General features: G+C 71.3%; 17 protein-coding genes. 2 read left to right on the forward strand and 15 right to left on the reverse strand.

Going from position 1 to position 17,773, the window contains the following annotated elements; all coding sequences use genetic code 11:
* Window positions 1-9 precede the first annotated feature (9 nt).
* The 4 genes from CFI00_RS13980 to CFI00_RS13995 form a co-directional block, all read right to left on the reverse strand.
* Window positions 10-1,044, reverse strand: coding sequence for an ABC transporter permease (locus CFI00_RS13980; RefSeq protein WP_207081731.1), 1,035 nt, complete (start codon window positions 1,042-1,044; stop codon window positions 10-12).
* Window positions 1,045-1,360: 316 nt separating this feature from the next.
* Complete coding sequence (aspS, locus tag CFI00_RS13985) at window positions 1,361-3,172, reverse strand: aspartate--tRNA ligase (RefSeq protein ID WP_207081732.1); 1,812 nt, start codon at window positions 3,170-3,172, stop codon at window positions 1,361-1,363.
* Window positions 3,169-4,524, reverse strand: a complete 1,356-nt coding sequence (gene hisS / locus CFI00_RS13990) for a histidine--tRNA ligase (protein ID WP_207081733.1) — start codon at window positions 4,522-4,524, stop codon at window positions 3,169-3,171. The genes aspS and hisS overlap by 4 nt, the downstream gene beginning before the upstream one ends.
* Entirely contained in the window at window positions 4,524-5,207 is a 684-nt protein-coding gene (locus CFI00_RS13995; RefSeq protein WP_207081734.1) for an MBL fold metallo-hydrolase, read from the reverse strand. Before CFI00_RS13995 ends, hisS begins: the two co-directional genes overlap by 1 nt.
* Before the next feature lie 112 nt (window positions 5,208-5,319).
* On the opposite strand from CFI00_RS13995, the gene CFI00_RS14000 reads away from it, so the two are divergent.
* Entirely contained in the window at window positions 5,320-6,597 is a 1,278-nt protein-coding gene (locus tag CFI00_RS14000) for a DUF349 domain-containing protein (RefSeq protein WP_207081735.1), read from the forward strand.
* Between the two features lie 16 nt (window positions 6,598-6,613).
* Here the strand turns inward: CFI00_RS14000 and CFI00_RS14005 are convergent, their stop codons facing one another.
* The 9 genes from CFI00_RS14005 to pdxT form a co-directional block, all read right to left on the reverse strand.
* On the reverse strand, window positions 6,614-8,896 hold the full coding sequence (locus CFI00_RS14005; RefSeq protein ID WP_242532398.1) for a bifunctional (p)ppGpp synthetase/guanosine-3',5'-bis(diphosphate) 3'-pyrophosphohydrolase: 2,283 nt from the start codon (window positions 8,894-8,896) through the stop codon (window positions 6,614-6,616).
* Window positions 8,897-8,955: 59 nt separating this feature from the next.
* Window positions 8,956-9,504, reverse strand: a complete 549-nt coding sequence (locus tag CFI00_RS14010) for an adenine phosphoribosyltransferase (protein WP_207081736.1) — start codon at window positions 9,502-9,504, stop codon at window positions 8,956-8,958.
* Window positions 9,497-9,790: a preprotein translocase subunit YajC gene (yajC, locus tag CFI00_RS14015; RefSeq protein WP_207081737.1), complete on the reverse strand. Its 294-nt coding sequence runs from the start codon at window positions 9,788-9,790 to the stop codon at window positions 9,497-9,499. The genes CFI00_RS14010 and yajC overlap by 8 nt, the downstream gene beginning before the upstream one ends.
* 66 nt (window positions 9,791-9,856) lie before the next feature.
* A complete protein-coding gene (gene ruvB, locus CFI00_RS14020) occupies window positions 9,857-10,957 on the reverse strand; it encodes a Holliday junction branch migration DNA helicase RuvB (RefSeq protein ID WP_207081738.1) in 1,101 nt (366 codons plus the stop codon).
* 13 nt (window positions 10,958-10,970) lie between these two features.
* A complete protein-coding gene (gene ruvA / locus CFI00_RS14025; protein WP_207081739.1) occupies window positions 10,971-11,570 on the reverse strand; it encodes a Holliday junction branch migration protein RuvA in 600 nt (199 codons plus the stop codon).
* Window positions 11,567-12,121, reverse strand: a complete 555-nt coding sequence (gene ruvC / locus CFI00_RS14030; protein WP_242532399.1) for a crossover junction endodeoxyribonuclease RuvC — start codon at window positions 12,119-12,121, stop codon at window positions 11,567-11,569. The genes ruvA and ruvC overlap by 4 nt, the downstream gene beginning before the upstream one ends.
* A gap of 190 nt (window positions 12,122-12,311) precedes the next feature.
* Window positions 12,312-13,280: a type IV toxin-antitoxin system AbiEi family antitoxin domain-containing protein gene (locus tag CFI00_RS14035; protein ID WP_207081740.1), complete on the reverse strand. Its 969-nt coding sequence runs from the start codon at window positions 13,278-13,280 to the stop codon at window positions 12,312-12,314.
* 252 nt (window positions 13,281-13,532) lie between these two features.
* Window positions 13,533-14,318, reverse strand: a complete 786-nt coding sequence (locus CFI00_RS14040; protein ID WP_207081741.1) for a YebC/PmpR family DNA-binding transcriptional regulator — start codon at window positions 14,316-14,318, stop codon at window positions 13,533-13,535.
* A gap of 38 nt (window positions 14,319-14,356) precedes the next feature.
* Window positions 14,357-14,962: a pyridoxal 5'-phosphate synthase glutaminase subunit PdxT gene (gene pdxT, locus CFI00_RS14045; RefSeq protein WP_207081742.1), complete on the reverse strand. Its 606-nt coding sequence runs from the start codon at window positions 14,960-14,962 to the stop codon at window positions 14,357-14,359.
* Window positions 14,963-15,028: 66 nt separating this feature from the next.
* On the opposite strand from pdxT, the gene CFI00_RS14050 reads away from it, so the two are divergent.
* Window positions 15,029-16,174, forward strand: a complete 1,146-nt coding sequence (locus CFI00_RS14050; RefSeq protein WP_207081744.1) for a serine hydrolase domain-containing protein — start codon at window positions 15,029-15,031, stop codon at window positions 16,172-16,174.
* 9 nt (window positions 16,175-16,183) lie between these two features.
* Here the strand turns inward: CFI00_RS14050 and pdxS are convergent, their stop codons facing one another.
* Together pdxS and pgsA are read right to left on the reverse strand one after the other, a co-directional pair.
* Window positions 16,184-17,092: a pyridoxal 5'-phosphate synthase lyase subunit PdxS gene (pdxS, locus tag CFI00_RS14055; protein WP_207081745.1), complete on the reverse strand. Its 909-nt coding sequence runs from the start codon at window positions 17,090-17,092 to the stop codon at window positions 16,184-16,186.
* Between the two features lie 54 nt (window positions 17,093-17,146).
* Window positions 17,147-17,770 carry a phosphatidylinositol phosphate synthase gene (pgsA, locus tag CFI00_RS14060; RefSeq protein ID WP_207081746.1) on the reverse strand — a complete coding sequence of 208 codons (624 nt, stop codon included), beginning with the start codon at window positions 17,768-17,770 and terminating at the stop codon, window positions 17,147-17,149.
* Between the last annotated feature and the right edge of the window lie 3 nt (window positions 17,771-17,773).

Raw genomic sequence — 17,773 nt, forward strand, 5'->3', positions numbered from 1 at the left:
GAGAAGTGCTCAGCGTCGGGTCTTGGGGTCCAGGGCGTCGCGGATCGCGTCGCCCAAGAGGTTGAGGGAGAGCACCAGGGCGACGACGCCGATCATCGGCTGCCACAGGTACTGGGGGTAGTCGCGGAAGTAGACCGGGGTCGCCGCGTCGAGGATCATCTGGCCCCACGACACGCCGTCGGTCACGCCGATGCCGAGGAAGGCCAGGCCGGCCTCGAGGGCGACGAACGCGGGGAGCATCAGCGAGACGCTGATGATGATGGGCGCCGCCAGGTTGGGCAGCAGCTCCTTGAAGAGGATGCGCGAGGTCGGCATGCCCATCACGCGGGCCGCCTGGACGAACTCGCGCTCACGCAGCGAGAGCACCTCGCCGCGGATGAGTCGTGCGGTGCCCATCCAGCCGAAGACCGACAGCACCACCACGAGGCTGAACTTCTGGATCGTCGCGTAGTTGTCGGCCGTGTTGAAGCGCTCGTTGAGGATCGGCGCCAGCGTCAGCGCGGCGAGCAGGAACGGGATGGTGAGGAACATGTCGATGAAGAACGACAGGACCTTGTCCACCTTGCCGCCGAGGAAGCCGCTGAGCAGACCGACGACGACGCCCACGATCGAGGCGATGATCGCCGCGGTGGTCGCGATGAGGAGCGAGACGCGGCAGCCGTAGAGCCAGTAGGCCATGTTGTCCTGGCCGGTGCGCGGCGCCACGCCCATCGGGTGGTCCCACGTGAAGGGACCGGACGGCGGGCCCATCTCCGGCTTCGGCAGGTTGTTGTTGAGACCGTCGACGCGCTCGCTGGCCAGCGGCGTGTCGAGGCTGACCCCGAAGAGGTTGCTGATCGTGCCGGCGAAGACGGCGCAGATGATGAAGAACAGCACCACCAGCGCGCAGACCACGGCGACCTTGTCGCGGGCCAGACGACCCAGCGCGATCCGCAGCGGTGACTTGCCGGAGATCTCCTTCGCCTGCTGGCTGTTGGGATCCTGCGGCGCCGGCTCGTTGCTCAACGAGCCCAGCGTCTCCGGCCCTGCGGTGTCTGCCGACATGCTCTCCCCATCTGGTTCGGGACCTGTCCCGGCGCGCTCCGGGGGTCCCCCGGGTCCTGCGCCGAAACGGGACTCTATGTGACCCGCACCGCATGGACGATCACCGACGGGTAACGATCCAGTTACGACGCGTTCACCCCCGTCGCGCGGTGAAACCTGCGCCGGTGGGGCGCGTGCACGGAAATTCCTGTCACGGACGCCCGCCGCGACGCCCTTCCTTGTGGCATTCGTGCCCGTACGCCGACGGCGCCCGCGCCGACCGCGGTGGCGGTCGGCGCGGGCGCCGTCGAGGTGGCTGGTGCGAGGGGCGTGGCGGTCAGGCCGGGGCGGACCCGTCCTTCTCCGACGTGCCCTTCTCCGGCGTGGCGTCCACACCGGCCTCCTTGCGCTGCTCCGGCGTGATCGGCGCCGGAGCGGCCGTCAGCGGGTCGTAGCCGCCTCCCGACTTCGGGAAGGCGATGACGTCGCGGATCGAGTCGGTGCCGGCGAGCAGGGCCACGATGCGGTCCATCCCCACGGCGATGCCGCCGTGCGGCGGGGCGCCGAACTTGAAGGCGTCGAGCAGGAAGCCGAACTTCTCCTGTGCCTCCTCCTCCCCCAGGCCCATCACGGAGAAGACGCGCTTCTGGATGTCGCCACGGTGGATACGGATGGACCCGCCGCCGAGCTCGTTGCCGTTGCAGACGATGTCGTAGGCGTAGGCCAGCGCGCTGCCGGGGTCGGTGTCGAAGGTGTCGACGAACTCGGGCTTGGGGCTGGTGAAGGCGTGGTGCACGGCCGTCCAGGCGCCCGCACCGACCGCGACGTCGCCGCTGGCGACGGCGTCCGAGCTCGGCTCGAACAGCGGCGCGTCGACGACCCAGGTGAAGGCGAAGACCGAGTCGTCGAGCATGCCGCCTCGGCGGCCGATCTCGAGACGGGCGGCGCCGAGCAGCGCACGGCTGCTCTTGGCCGGACCCGCGGCGAAGAAGATGCAGTCGCCCGGCTGGGCGCCCACGTGCGCGGCCAGGCCGTCGCGCTCGGCGTCCGTGAGGTTCTTGGCCACCGGCCCGCCGAGCTCGCCGTCCTCGGCGACGGTCACGTAGGCCAGGCCCTTGGCCCCGCGCTGCTTGGCCCAGTCCTGCCACGCGTCGAACTGGCGGCGCGGCTGGCTGCCGCCGCCGGGCATGACGACCGCGCCGACGTAGGGCGCCTGGAAGACCCGGAAGGTCGTGTCCTTGAAGTAGTCGGTGCACTCGACGAGCTCGAGGCCCATCCGGAGGTCGGGCTTGTCGGAGCCGTACCTCGCCATCGCGTCGGCGTACGTCATCCGCGGCAGCGGCCGCTCGATGGTGTGGCCGGCCTGGGCCCACATGGCCTCCAGGACGTCCTCCATCAGCGTGATCACGTCCTCCTGGTCCACGAAGCTCATCTCGATGTCGAGCTGGGTGAACTCGGGCTGGCGGTCGGCGCGGAAGTCCTCGTCGCGGTAGCAGCGCGCGATCTGGTAGTAGCGCTCCATGCCGCCGACCATCAGCAGCTGCTTGAACAGCTGCGGGCTCTGCGGCAGGGCGTACCAGCTGCCGGGCGCCAGGCGCGCGGGCACGAGGAAGTCGCGGGCGCCCTCGGGGGTCGAGCGGGTGAGCGTGGGCGTCTCGACCTCGACGAAGTCGCGGGCGTCGAGCACGTCGCGCGCGGCCTTGTTGATCTTGCTGCGCAGGCGCAGGGCGGCGTTGGGGCCGGACCGGCGCAGGTCGAGGTAGCGGTGCTTGAGGCGCGCCTCCTCGCCGACCTCGCCGCCCTTGTGGCCGGACGCGTCGTCGATCGGGAAGGGCAGCGGCTCGGACGTGGACAAGACTTCGACGTCGGTGGCGACGACCTCGTAGTGGCCGGTGGCCAGCTGCGGGTTGATGTTGCCCTCGGATCGCTCGACCACCTCGCCCGTCACCTTCAGGCAGAACTCGCTCCGGAGCGGGTGCGCCACCTCGGGGTCGCGGATGACGACCTGGACGACGCCTGATGCGTCGCGCAGGTCGATGAACGCCACGCCGCCGTGGTCGCGCCGGCGCGCCACCCACCCGGCGAGGGTGACGGTCTGGCCGACGTGCGCAGGCAGCGTCAGGGCGCCGGCGTCATGGGTGCGGATCACTTGGGGGTCTCCTCGGTGTTGATGGTCGGCCGGAGGTCTGCCTCCGGCGGGGCCCAGGTGGCGGGGTCGGCGTCGACCTGCTCACCGGAGCGGATGTCCTTGACCTGGTGGCTCTGCTGACCTGTGTCGGCGTCGGCCCGGACGAACCAGACGAAGGGGATGCCGCGCCGCTCGGCGAAGCGGATCTGCTTGCCGAACTTCGCCGGCTCCGGGGCGACCTCGCAGGCGATGTCGCGGGCGCGCAGCGCGGCGGCCACCGCGGTGCTGGCGGACCGCTCGTCCTCGGTGTTGAGCGCGACGAGCACGGCGCTCGGCACCGGGCGGCTGCCGGACAGCACGCCGTCGGTGAGGAGCGGGATGAGCGTGCGTGAGACGCCGAAGGAGACGCCGACGCCGGGATAGGTCGTACGCCCGTCGCTGGCGAGCGCGTCGTAGCGCCCTCCCCCGCCGACGGACTTGAGGCGCTCGTAGCCCTCCATGAAGATCTCGACGACGGTGCCGGTGTAGTAGTCCAGGCCGCGCGCGATGCGCAGGTTGGCCTCCACGCCCACCCGGTCGCCGGCCACGGCACGGCAGCCCTCGACCACGGCGGCGAGCTCGTCGAGGCCCTGGTCGAGCAGGTCGTCGCTGACCCCCAGCGCGCGGACCTGCTCGACGAACGAGGTGTCCTGCACGCGGATCGTGGCCAGCTCCAGGCACCGCTGCGCCTGCTCGGGCGTGGTGCCGACGCGCTCGACGAGCAACCTGGCGACCTCGTCCTCGGGCAGCTTGTCGAGCTTGTCGATGACGCGGATGGCCTCGGTGACGTCGTCGATGCCCAGGCCGCGGTAGAAGCCCTGGATGAGCTTGCGGTTGTTGAACTGGAACGACACGCGCGGGATCGGCAGCCGGCCGAGCGCGTCGACCATCACCGACATCACCTCGACGTCGTGGTGGAAGGGCAGCTCGTCGCGCCCGACGATGTCGACGTCGGCCTGGGTGAACTGCCGGTAGCGGCCCTCCTGGGGGCGCTCGCCGCGCCAGGCCGGCTGGACCTGGAAGCGGCGGAACGGGAACTGGAGGTGCCCGGCGTGCTCGAGGACGTAGCGCGCGAAGGGGACGGTGAGGTCGAAGTGGAGGCCGAGGTCGGCCTTCGCGTCGGGCTCGGCCGCGAGGCGCTGGAGGACGTAGATCTCCTTGTCGACCTCCCCGCCCTTGGCCAGCCGCTCGATCGGCTCGACGACCCGCGTCTCGATGTTGGCGAAGCCGTGCAGCTCGAAGGTGCGCGAGACCGACGCGATGACCTCGCGCTCGACGGCGCGCTGCGCAGGCAGCAGCTCGGGGAACCCGCTCAGCGGGCTGATCTTGCTCATCAGAGGTCCTGGCGGAGGTCTTGGAGGAAGGGATTGGTGGCGCGCTCGCGCCCGATCGAGGTCTGCTCGCCGTGGCCGGGCAGCACCACGATGTCGTCGGCCAGCGGCAGCACCTTGTCGGTGAGGCTGCGCAGCATCGTGGCGTGGTCGCCGCCGGGCAGGTCGGTGCGGCCGATGGAGCCGGCGAACAGCAGGTCGCCGGAGAACATGACCTCGGAGACGTCCTGCTGGGCGTACGGCGAGCGGAAGGTCACCGAGCCCTCGGTGTGGCCCGGCGTGTGGTCGACGACGAACCGCATGCCGGCCAGCTCGAGCTCGGCGAGGTCCGCCAGCTCGCGTACGTCGTCGGGCTCGGCCCACGAGTAGTCGCCACCGAGCAGCATCTGCGTGGTCTCGCGGCTCATCCCCGCCATCGGGTCGCTGAGCAGGTGCCGGTCGGCCGGGTGGATCCAGGCGGTGGCGTCGTAGGTGCCGGCGACGGGCGCGACGCACCACATGTGGTCGACGTGGCCGTGCGTGACGAGCACGCTGACGGGCTTGAGCCTGTGCTCGCGCACCACCTGGGCGACACCCTCGGCGGCGTCCTTGCCGGGGTCGATCACGACGCACTCGGACCCGGGACCCGTCGCCACGACGTAGCAGTTGGTCCCCCAGGGCCCGGCGGGGAAGCCGGCGATGAACACGGGCGTCAGTCCTTGCTTGTCTCGCGTGTCGGTGGTCGGCGGGCGTGGTCGTGCCCGCCTCGGGTGGGAAGCCTACCGAGGGCGCTGCGGGCCATGACTACGATGGGCGACCATGAGCGCCGACAAGCAGTCCCGAGACGATTCGGCCCCCGCTGAGATGCCTTGGGGTCGGGTGGCCGAGGACGGCACCGTCTATGTCCGCACCGCCGACGGGGAGCGTTCCGTCGGCTCCTACGAGGCCGGCACGCCCGAGGAAGCACTGGAGTTCTTCACCAAGCGCTTCGACGAGCTCGAGGGCAAGGTCCACCTCCTCGAGCAGCGGGTCGCGTCGGGCCGGCTGGCCCCCGAGGAGGCTGCGTCGTCGGTGAAGTCGCTGCGCGAGCAGGTCGTCGACGCCCACGCGGTAGGCGACCTCGTCTCCCTCGCCGCGCGGCTCGACGCGCTCGGCCCGGTCATCGCCGTGCAGCGCGCCGCCCGCAAGGAGGAGCGCGCGCAGAAGGCCGCGGAGTCGAAGGCCGAGAAGGAGAAGCTGGTCGCGGAGGCCGAGAAGCTCGCCGCCGGCACCGACTGGCGCAACGGCGCCAACCGCCTGCGCGACCTGCTCGCGACGTGGAAGGAGCTCCCCCGCCTCGACCGCGCCACCGACGACGCGCTGTGGCGTCGCTTCTCCACCGCCCGCACGACCTACACCCGCCACCGCAAGGCGCACTTCGCCGAGGAGCACGAGCGCCGCGACTCCGCGCGGGTCGTCAAGGAGCGGCTGGTCAAGGAGGCCGAGGCCCTGTCGGGCTCGACCGAGTGGGGCCCCACGGCCGGCAAGTACCGCGACCTGATGCGCGAGTGGAAGGCCGCCGGGCCTGCCCCCCGCGAGGTCGACGACCAGCTCTGGCAGCGCTTCCGCGGTGCGCAGGACACGTTCTTCGGTGCCCGCGACGCGACCAATGCCGCGCTCGACGAGGAGTTCGCCGCGAACGCCGTGGTCAAGGAGGAGATCCTGGCCGAGGCCGAGAAGCTCGTCCCGCTGGTGCAGTCGAAGGGGGCCGACCTCGAGGCCACCAAGAAGGCCTTCCGCGACCTCGCGGACCGCTGGGACGCCGCGGGCAAGGTGCCCCGCGACCGGATGAAGGACCTCGAGGGCCGCATGCGCAAGGTCGAGCAGGCCATCCGCGCGGTCGAGGACGAGCAGTGGAGCCGCAGCGACCCCGAGAAGTCCGCGCGTGCCGACGACATGATCGGCAAGCTCGAGGCGGGCATCGCGGACACGCAGGCCAAGCTGGACAAGGCCACCGCTGCCGGTGACACCAAGCGCGCCAAGGACCTCGAGTCCGAGCTCGCCAACAAGCAGGCGTTCCTCGACATGGCGCGCAAGGCGGCCGCCGACTTCGGCTGAGCCGGGCGGCCGACCGTCAGGACGTGACGCGGTAGGCGTCGAAGACGCCCGGCACGGCGCGTACGGCTCGCAGCACGCCGTCGAGGTGGGCGGCGTCGGCCATCTCGAAGGAGAACCGGCTCTTGGCCACCCGGTCGCGGGTGGTCGAGAGGGTCGCGCTGAGGATATTCACGTGGGCGTCGGAGAGCGCCATCGTGATGTCGGAGAGCAGGCGAGCCCGGTCGAGCGCCTCGACCTGGATGTTGACCAGGAAGGTCGACTGCGACGTCGGCGCCCACTCGACCTCCAGCACCCGCTCGGGCTGGCCGAGCAGGCTCGAGGCGTTGGTGCAGTCGCGGCGGTGCACCGAGACTCCCCCGCCCTTGGTCACGAAGCCCAGGATCGGGTCGGGCGGCACCGGGGTGCAGCACTTGGCGAGCTTGACCCAGAGGTCGTCGACGCCGGGGACGATGACGCCGGAGTCGGTCGGGGCGCGCTTGGCGCGCGAGCGGCCGGTGATCGTGACGGCCTCGGACATGTCCTCGGCCGCGCCGTCGTCGCCACCGTGCAGGTCGATGACGCGGCGCACGACGGCCTGGGCGCTGAGGTTGCCCTCGCCGACCGCGGCGTAGAGCGCGGAGACGTCGGCGTGGTGGAAGTGCTCGGCCACCAGCGCCAGCACGTCGTGGGTCATCAGGCGGGTGAGGGGCAGGCCCTCCTTGCGCATGAGCTTGGCGATCTGGTCCTTGCCGTGCTCGATCGCCTCCTCGCGCCGCTCCTTGGTGAACCACTGGCGGATCTTGGAGCGGGCGCGCGGTGACTGCACGAAGTTGAGCCAGTCGCGCGACGGGCCGGCCGTCGGGGCCTTGGAGGTGAAGACCTCGACCACGTCGCCGTTGTCGAGGGTCGACTCCAGCGGCACGAGGCGCCCGTTGACCCGCGAGCCGATCGTGTGGTGGCCGACCTCGGTGTGGACGGCGTACGCGAAGTCGACGGGGGTGGCGCCCACCGGCAGCGGGATGACGTCGCCGCGCGGGGTGAAGACGTAGACCTGCTGCTGGTTCATCTCGAAGCGCAGAGACTCCAGGAACTCGCCCGGGTCCTCGACCTCGCTCTGCCAGTCGAGGAGCTGGCGCAGCCAGGTGAGGTCGTCCTTGTCGCCGAGGCGGTCGGTGTCGACTCCGGCCTTGGAGTTCTCCTTGTACTTCCAGTGCGCCGCGACGCCGTACTCCGCACGACGGTGCTGGGCGAAGGTGCGGATCTGCACCTCGACCGGCTTGCCCTGCGGACCGATCACCGTGGTGTGGAGCGACTGGTACATGTTGAACTTCGGCATCGCGACGTAGTCCTTGAAGCGCCCCAGCACCGGGTTCCACCGCGAGTGGATCACGCCGAGCGCGCTGTAGCAGTCGCGGTCCTCCTCGACGAGGATCCGGATGCCGACCAGGTCGTAGATGTCGGAGAAGTCACGACCCCCGACGATCATCTTCTGGTAGATCGAGTAGTAGTGCTTCGGACGACCGGTGACCTTGGCGGTGATGCGCGAGCCCTTGAGGTCCTCCTCGATGTCCTCGACCACCTCGGCGAGGAACTGGTCGCGCGACGGCGCCCGCTCGGCGACCATCCGCACGATCTCGTCGTAGATCTTCGGGTGCAGGGTGGCGAAGGCGAGGTCCTCGAGCTCCCACTTCAGCGTGTTCATGCCGAGGCGGTGCGCCAGCGGGGCGTAGATGTCGAGGGTCTCGCGCGAGGAGCGCTCCTGCGAGGCCGCCGGGACGTAGCGGAGCGTCCGCATGTTGTGCAGCCGGTCGGCGAGCTTGATCACCAGCACCCGGATGTCGCGCGACATCGCCACGATCATCTTGCGGATCGTCTCGGCCTGCGCCGAGGCGCCGTACTGCACCTTGTCGAGCTTGGTGACGCCGTCGACCAGCACGGCGACCTCGTCGCCGAAGTCGGCCCGCAGCGCCTCCAGGGTGTAGGGCGTGTCCTCGACGGTGTCGTGCAGCAGCGCCGCGACGAGGGTGGGCTCGGTCATGCCGATGTCGGCGAGGATGGTGGTGACCGCGAGCGGGTGGGTGATGTAGGGGTCACCGCTCTTGCGCATCTGGCCGGTGTGCCACTTGTCGGCGACCGCGTAGGCGCGCTCGAGGAGCGCGAGGTCGGCCTTCGGGTGGTTGGCGCGCACGGCCCGGAAGAGTGGCTCCAGCACCGGGTTGGACGAGGGCGGCTTCGTGCCGACGCGGGCCAGGCGCGCGCGCATGCTGCGCGCTGTCAGGGGCGCCTTCGGCTCCTGCGTGGGCACCTGCTCCTCGGCCATCGCCCCAGTCTAGTGACGGCCGTGGCGCAGTCGTGCGCCGACGACCCCCGTGACCGTCCTCAGACCGTCAGCAGGGTGGAGATCGGGAGGTCTCCGGTGACCGCGCGCGGGTCGAGGAAGGACAGCTCCATCAGCACCGAGGCGCCGGTGGCGACACCGCCGCAGGCCTCGATGAGCTGGCGGGTGGCCGCCACGGTGCCGCCGGTGGCGAGCACGTCGTCGACCATCAGCACCCGCTCCCCCGCGCCGATGGCGTCGCGGTGGACCTCGAGGGTCGCCTCGCCGTACTCCAGGGAGTAGGAGACCGCGTGGGCCTCGCGTGGCAGCTTGCCGGCCTTGCGGACCGGCACGAAGCCGATGCCGAGCGCGAGGGCGACGGGCGCGGCGAGGATGAAGCCACGCGCCTCCATGCCCACGACCTTGTCGACCACGACGTTGCCGTGGTCGTCACGACCGGCCGCCGCGAGCGCGGTGATGATCGCGGAGAAGGCGTGGTGGTCGGCCAGGACCGGCGTGATGTCCTTGAACGTCACGCCCTTCTCGGGCCAGTCCGGCACGTCGACGGTGAGGCGCTGCAGCGCCTCTTGGGCCGTACGCCGATCAGGCATCGCCGGGCTCGCCCGGCTCGACGGCCACGGGCTGGTCCACCTTGGCGATAGCGGCGCGCGCGATCTCGATGACCGTGCCGGGGGTGATCTCGAGGCGGGCACGGTCGTCGGTGAGCGACACGACGGCGCCGAAGATGCCGGACGACATCATCACGCGCTGCCCGACCTGGATGCTCTCCTGCAGGCGCACGACCTCCTTCTGCCGACGCTGCTGCGGGCGGACCACCATGAACCAGAAGAGGGCGAGGATGGCCACCAGGGGGATGAGGGCGGCGATGTCGTTCACGGTCGGAGCTCTCCTGAGGAGTGGGGGACGGAGCGCGTCGAGTCTACGCGGCGCCCGCCCGGGGCCTCACACGTCGTCGAAGAGCGTGGAGTCGACGGTGGGCATCGCAGGAGGCGTGAGCCCGAGGTGGTGCCAGGCCGCGGGGGTGGCGACGCGTCCGCGGGGCGTACGCGCGAGCAGGCCGCTGCGGACCAGGAACGGCTCGGCCACCTCCTCGACGGTCTCGCGCTCCTCGCCGACGGCGACGGCGAGGGTCGAGATGCCGACCGGTCCTCCGCCGAAGCGACGACACAGCACGTCGAGCACGGCGCGGTCGAGGCGGTCGAGACCGGACTCGTCGACCTCGAAGAGCTCGAGCGCTGCCTGCGCCACCGGGAGGCTGAGCACGCCGTCGGCGCGGACCTGGGCGTAGTCGCGGACCCGGCGCAGCAGCCGGTTGGCGATGCGCGGGGTCCCGCGCGAGCGCGACGCGATCTCGCTGGAGCCGTCGACGGTGAGGTGCACCCCGAGCAGCCCGGCTGAGCGGTGCACGATCTGGTCGAGCTCGTGGGGCTCGTAGAACTCGAGGTGGGCGGTGAAGCCGAAGCGGTCGCGCAGCGGGCCCGGCAGCAGTCCCGCGCGGGTGGTGGCGCCGACCAGGGTGAAGGGCGGGATCTCCAGCGGGATCGCGGTGGCGCCGGGGCCCTTGCCGATGATCACGTCGACCCGGTAGTCCTCCATGGCCATGTAGAGCATCTCCTCGGCCGGGCGCGACATCCGGTGGATCTCGTCGACGAAGAGCACGTCGCCCTCGTTGAGCCCCGAGAGGATGGCGGCGAGGTCGCCGGCGTGGGTGATCGCCGGTCCGCTGGTGAGGCGCAGCGGGGTGCTCATCTCGGCGGCGATGATCATCGCCAGCGTCGTCTTGCCCAGTCCGGGCGGGCCGGAGAGCAGGACGTGGTCGGGCGCCCGGCCACGGCGGCGGGCCGCCTCGAGGACGAGCCCCAGCTGGTCGCGTACGCGGACCTGCCCGACGACCTCGTCCAGCGTCTTCGGGCGCAGCGCCGCCTCGACGGCGCGCTCGTCGCCGTCGGCGTCGGCGTCGGTGAGCCGCTGGAGGTGGCCGATCTCGGCCTCGCTCAGCTCGACCTCGTCGTAGGTGTCCTCGTCGGTGTCGTCCCAGTTCATCGGCGCCCGGCCCTCACGCCTTGCTCAGCGTGCGCAGCGCGGCCCGCAGGAGGGCGCCGACGTCCGGCATCTCCCCCGCGTCGGGGGCGACGGCCTCGACGGCCTTCTCGGACTCCTTCGCCGACCAGCCGAGGCCGACGAGGCCCTGCTGGACCTGGTCGCGCCACGGCGCGCCGGCCGGCTGCGAGGCCGGCGAGGGGTGGGCGCCGACAGGAGGGCCGATGCGGTCCTTGAGCTCGAGGATGATGCGCTGGGCGCCCTTCTGGCCGATGCCGGGGACGCGGGTGAGCGCCTTGACGTCCTCGGTCGTGATGGCACGGCGTACGTCGTCGGGGCTCATCACCGCGACGATCGCCTGGGCGACCTTCGGACCGACGCCGGAGGCGGTCTGCACGATCTCGAAGACCTGCTTCTCGTCGTCGTCGAGGAAGCCGAAGACGGTCAGGCTGTCCTCGCGCACCACCATGCTGGTGGGCAGCATGGCCTGCCGACCCACCCGCAGGGTGGCGAGGGTGCCGGGGGTGCACATCAGCTCGAGGCCGACCCCGCCCACCTCCAGCACGGCACTGTTGAGCGTGACGGCGGCGACCTCGCCGCGGACGAAGGCGATCATCGGGTCCTCACAGGTCGTCGGGTGGCAGCCACGGCCGCGTCGAGGCGCGACTGGGCACCGCCACGCCACACGTGGGTGATGGCCAGGGCCAGCGCGTCGGCGGCGTCGGCGGGCTTGGGCAGCTCGGTCAGGCGCAGGATGCGCACCACCATCGCACCGACCTGCGCCTTGTCGGCGCGGCCGTTGCCGGACACGGCGGCCTTGACCTCGCTGGGGGTGTGCAGCGCGATGGGCAGGCCCCGCCGCGCAGCGACCACGAGGGCGATGCCGCTGGCCTGGGCGGTGCCCATGATGGTGCTGACGTCGGAGCGGGCGAAGACGCGCTCGACGGCCACCGCGTCGGGGCGGTGCTCCTCGATCCACGCGTCGAGGCCGCGCTCGATGCTGACCAGCCGCTCGGCGATCGGGAGGGTGGAGGTGGTGCGGATGACGCCCACGTCGACCATGGTCAGCGGGCGCCCGACGCTGCCGTCGACGACGCCCACGCCGCACCGGGTGAGGCCGGGGTCGATGCCGAGCACCCGCACGTCGTCCCACCTCGTCCCGTCCATGTCGTCCGAACACGTGTTCGTGTGCCCACGCTAACCCGCCTCGGCTGCGGGGCGGGGGACGACACGCGGCGGGAGCGGCGCCGCGGCCTTCCGTCACTCGCCGGCCCCGCTGTAACGCCGGGTTAGGTGCTGTACCCACCCGGATATATCCGGGTGGGTACAAGCACCAACCCGGCGTTACAACAGGTGGTCAGCGCCGGCGCACTCGGTAGGGCGCGAGGTCGTCGACGTTCGTGCCGAAGCGCGCGCACGTGTCGGCGTACTCGCGAGCCGCTCGCGCGAGCGCCGCTCGACGCCCGGCGAACAGATCGACGTACGTCAGCCGCGAGCCGCCCAGCTTGAAGCCGGTCAGGAAGTCGTGCCGACGCTTCTCCTCCGCCAGGACGGCATCGGGATCCTTTCCGCTGGGATTGCCGAGCGGGTACTTGAGCAGTCCGTCGGCCTCGAAGAAGTGCCGTTTGACGCAGATGTCGGCGAAGGCCGTCGTGTGCCCGTCGGTCAGACCGAACTGGAGCTCGGGGCGGCCGATGCCCAGCTCCAGCACGAAGTCGCGCACCAAGGACTCGAGGTAGCTCTCGGCCAGGCGGTCGGCGTGCTCGATGCACCATCGCATGCACCGGCTGTGCGGCCAGCAGTCCATGGTCGACAGCACGTCGAGCAGCGCCGACCGTGACACGCCCGCCCGCAGCGCGGAGTCGCAGGCCGCGAGCCCGTGGGCCCGGCCGTGCTCACGGACCATGTCGAGAGCCGTCCGCGCGCGATCGAGCACGACCAGGCCGTCGACGACCAGGGTGTCCGTGGCTGCGTACGGCGCCAGGTGGTGCTTGACCCCCGCTCGGACGGCGTCGCCGTGCACCTTGGGCCGACTGACGTGGACCAGCGCCGAGCGCGGGTCGGGGGCGCCCATCCCGAGCACGATCGCCGACGAGTCGTGGCTGAACGCATAGGTCGTCGACGTGAGGGTCATGGCGGCCGCGCGGATGCGCATGACCGGCCGCTGGAGGTACGCATCCAGACCCGCCCAGGCCTCACTGTCGACGTACACCCCGTGGCGGATCCGGTGGAGGCTTCCGGCACGAAGGAGGCTGCGGACGTCGTTGGCGGTGAGGCCGGCCGCACGCAGCTGGCGCGCGGCGATGAGGCCGTGCTGGGAGCCCATGAGGGAGACGGTCGGCAAGTATATGCCAGCCGAGCATCGAGGTGATCACCGACATACGGGCCGCTGCAGAGCACTCGCCTGTGGACAGGCGTCAAGGCGGGGTTGCTGTGGACGATTGCTGGCCCGTCCAGCCCCGCTGTAACGCCGGGTTAGCAGCTGTACCCACCCGGATATCTCCAGGTGGGCACAAGCACTAACCCGGCGTTACAGCGGGTGAGGAGGGCGGAGTAAGCCGATCGGCGGGGCCGGCCGTCAGGCGTCGGCGGCCTCGAGCTCGGCCATCACGTCGGCGGGGATGTCGACGTTGGTGAAGACGTCCTGGACGTCGTCGAGGTCCTCGAGCGCGTCGACGAGGTGGAGCACCTTGGCGGCGCCGTCGGCGTCGACGGGGATCTCGAGGCTGGCGACGAACTCCACGTCGGCGGAGTCGTAGTCGATGCCGGCGTCCTGGAGCGCGGTGCGCACGGCGACCACGTCGGTGGCCTCGCTCTGCACCTGGAAGGCCTCGTCGAGGTCGTTGACCTCCTCGGCACCCGCGTCGAGCGTGGCCTCGAGGACGTCGTCCTCGGTGACCTCACGGACCGTGCCGTCGTGGTCCTGCGACTTCGGCACGACCACGACGCCCTTGCGGGTGAACAGGCGCGACACCGAGCCGGGGTCGGCCATCGTGCCGCCGTTGCGGGTGACGGCGGTGCGGACCTCCATCGCGGCGCGGTTGGTGTTGTCGGTGAGGCACTCGACGAGGATGGCGACGCCCTGGGGGCCGTAGACCTCGTAGGAGATCGTCTTGTAGTCGACACCACCGGACTCCGCGCCTGAGCCGCGCTTGAGGGCGGAGTCGATGTTCTTGTTGGGGACCGAGCTCTTCTTGGCCTTCTGGATGGCGTCGTAGAGGGTCGGGTTGCCCGCGGGGTCGCCGCCGCCCTGCTTGGCCGCCACCTCGATGTTCTTGATGAGCTTGGCGAAGAGCTTGCCGCGCTTGGCGTCGATCGCGGCCTTCTTGTGCTTGGTCGTTGCCCACTTGGAGTGGCCTGACATGAGTCCCTCTTCTTCTCGACGTGCTGGTCGGTCCGCGCTCAGGCCGAGCGCACCAGGTCCACGAACATGCCGTGCACCCGGTCGTCGCTGCCGACCTCGGGATGGAACGAGGTCGCCATCAGGGGGCCTTGCCGGACGGCAACGATCCTACCCGCGGCCGGACCGGTCTCCACGCGCGCGAGCACCTCGACGTCGTCCTCGACCGCCTCGACCCACGGCGCCCGGATGAAGACGGCGCGCACCGGGTCGGCGAGCCCGTCGACGTGGAGGTCCTCCTCGAAGGAGTCGACCTGGCGCCCGAAGGCGTTGCGGCGCACCGTGATGTGCAGGCCGCCGACGGTCTCCTGGCCGGCCGCGCCGTCCTCGATGCGGTCGGCGAGCAGGATCATCCCGGCGCACGTGCCGAAGGCGGGCAGTCCCGCACGTACGGCGTCGCGCAGGGGCTCGAGGAGGTCGAAGATCCTCGCGAGCTTGACCATCGTCGTGGACTCCCCGCCCGGGAGGACGAGGCCGTCGCAGGCCGCGAGCTCGGCGGGACGGCGTACGGAGATCGCGTCGGCACCCAGCGAGCGCAGCGCCGCGAGGTGCTCGCGGACGTCGCCCTGGAGCGCGAGGACGCCGATGGTGGGCTGGGCGGCAGGCACAGAGGGAGGGTAGGGCCGCGGGTCGATCCACGCCCAGGCGGGTCGGCCCGGCCGTATCCTGCGGCCATGGGACTTCGTCGCGGCCTCGCTGCCCTCACGATCGGGACTGCCGTCGTGGCCGCCACCGCGTACGCCGGACCGCCGGACCGCGCGGTCACCGCGACCGCGGCCGCGGCAGCCGCGGCGGACGGGAACCGCGTCGAGGGCTGGCCGGTGCGCTCCCCCGCCAGCGTCGACCTCCGCGGCAGTGCGCTGCGTGAGGGCGCGCGGGTGGCGCGGCGCCGTGACTCGACGTGCTTCGCGGTGGTCCGCAACGGCACGCTGGTGCGCGAGGACAACTGGACGCTGCGGCGCGACGTCCCCCGCGAGGTCTTCTCCATCACCAAGTCGGTGACGAGCACCCTGGTCGGCATCGCGGTGCGCGACGGCGACCTGCGCCTCGACGACCGGGTCGCGCGCTACGTCCCGCAGTGGCGCGGCACCGCGTCGGCGACGGTGACCGTGCGCAACCTCCTCGCCAACGACAGCGGGCGCTTCTGGTCGCTGCAGTCGGACTACGCCGACCTGCTCGCGGCGCGCAGCCGGACGGCGTACGCCATCGGGCTGCCGCAGCAGCACGCGCCGGGCACCGCCTGGGCCTACAACAACGCCGCGATCCAGGTGCTGGAGCGGGTGCTGGAGAGGTCCACCGGGATGGGGGTGGCGAGGTACGCCCGGACCCGGCTCTTCGAGCCCCTCGGGATGGAGCGCACCAGGCTCATCACCGACCGGGCCGACGACGCGGCGGTGTTCTACGGACTGCAGACCACGTGCCTCGACCTCGCGCGCTTCGGCGCGCTGCAGCTCGGCGAGGGCCGGGCGTACGGCACCCGGCTGCTCGACAAGGGCTACGTCGCGGACGCCGTCGGTCGCTCCTCGACCCCGCACAACGCGGCCTACGGCTACCTGTGGTGGCTGAACCGCTCCGGCCCCCTGCGCGGGGCCACCGACGCGGTCGACGCTCAGGGCCAGCCGCTGCGCCAGGTCACCGGGCAGCTCGCACCGTCGGTCGACGAGGACGTCTACGCCGCGCTCGGCTTCGGCGGGCAGGTGCTGCTCGTCGACCCGACGACGCGGACGATGGTGGTGCGCCTCGGCCTCCCCGCCCAGGCGGGCGCGGAGGCGTACGGCTTCGTCGATGCCGCGACCGTGCTGGCGCGGGCGGTGCGCTGAGGCGGCTGGCTACCAGCCGCGCTCGGCGAGGCGGTGGGGCTGCGGGATCTCGTCGACGTTGATGCCGACCATGGCCTCACCCAGGCCGCGCGAGACCTTGGCGACCACGTCGGGGTCGTCGAAGAAGGTCGTGGCCTTGACGATGGCCTCGGCGCGCTCGGCGGGGTTGCCGGACTTGAAAATGCCCGAGCCCACGAAGACGCCCTCGGCGCCGAGCTGCATCATCATCGCCGCGTCGGCCGGGGTGGCGATGCCGCCGGCGGTGAAGAGCACGACCGGGAGCTTGCCCGCCGCCGCGACCTCCTTGACCAGCTCGAACGGGGCCTGGAGCTCCTTGGCCGCGACGTAGAGCTCGTCCTCGGACATGGAGTGCAGGCGGCGCAGCTCGCCGCCGATGGTGCGCATGTGCATGACGGCGTTGGACACGTCGCCGGTGCCGGCCTCGCCCTTGGAGCGGATCATCGCCGCGCCCTCGGTGATGCGGCGCAGGGCCTCGCCGAGGTTGGTCGCGCCGCACACGAAGGGCACGGTGAACTTCCACTTGTCGATGTGGTTGGCGTAGTCGGCCGGGGTGAGGACCTCGGACTCGTCGATGTAGTCGACACCCAGGGACTGCAGGACCTGCGCCTCGGCGAAGTGGCCGATGCGGGCCTTGGCCATCACCGGGATCGAGACGGCCTCGATGATCGAGTCGATCATGTCGGGGTCGCTCATGCGCGACACGCCGCCCTGGGCGCGGATGTCGGCCGGGACGCGCTCGAGCGCCATCACGGCGACGGCGCCGGCGTCCTCGGCGATCTTCGCCTGCTCGGCGGTGACGACGTCCATGATGACGCCGCCCTTGAGCATCTCGGCCATGCCGCGCTTGACGCGGCTCGTGCCGTGCTCGATGGGGGTCTCGGGGGTGTGCTCAGCCATAGCCAGATCGTAGTCCGGGCTCATCCCAAAGGATGCATCGGGCTCGGCCCCCGATCAGGCCTGCGCGGCCGCCCGCTCGAGGGCCTGGCGGCGTACGACCCAGATGCGCTGGACGACGGTCACGGTCGCGGCGACGGCGAGCGCCCAGAGCGCCACCTCGAGCAGGATCGGCAGGTCGAGCACGTCGGCGAAGAAGGCGGGGACGAGCATGCCGACGAGGCGGTCGGGGCGCTCGGCGATGCCGACCTTGGCGTCGTAGCCGAGGTGGTCGGCCTTGGCACGGGCGTACGACGTCACGGCCCCCATCAGCAGGATGACCAGGCACAGCACGAGGTAGAGCCGGCTCTCGGCCTGCCAGGCGAAGTAGAGCGCGAGCCCACCGAAGAGCGCGCCGTCGGCGACGCGGTCGAGGGTCGAGTCGAGGAAGGCGCCGAAGTCGTCCTTGCGGCCGGTCTTGCGGGCCATCGCGCCGTCGATGAGGTCGCTGAAGACGAAGGCAGTGATGAAGAGGACGCCCTCCCACACCATTCCGCGGGGGAAGAAGAACAGCGCCCCGAAGCTCACGCCGAGGGTGCCGACCAGCGTCACCACGTCGGGGCTGACGCCGAGGCGGATGAAGAGGTTGACGAAGGGCGCGAGCATGACGCCCTGCCAGAACTGCTTGAACCTGTCGAGCACGGC

The organism is Nocardioides sp. S5 (assembly GCF_017310035.1).
GTDB lineage: Bacteria > Actinomycetota > Actinomycetes > Propionibacteriales > Nocardioidaceae > Nocardioides.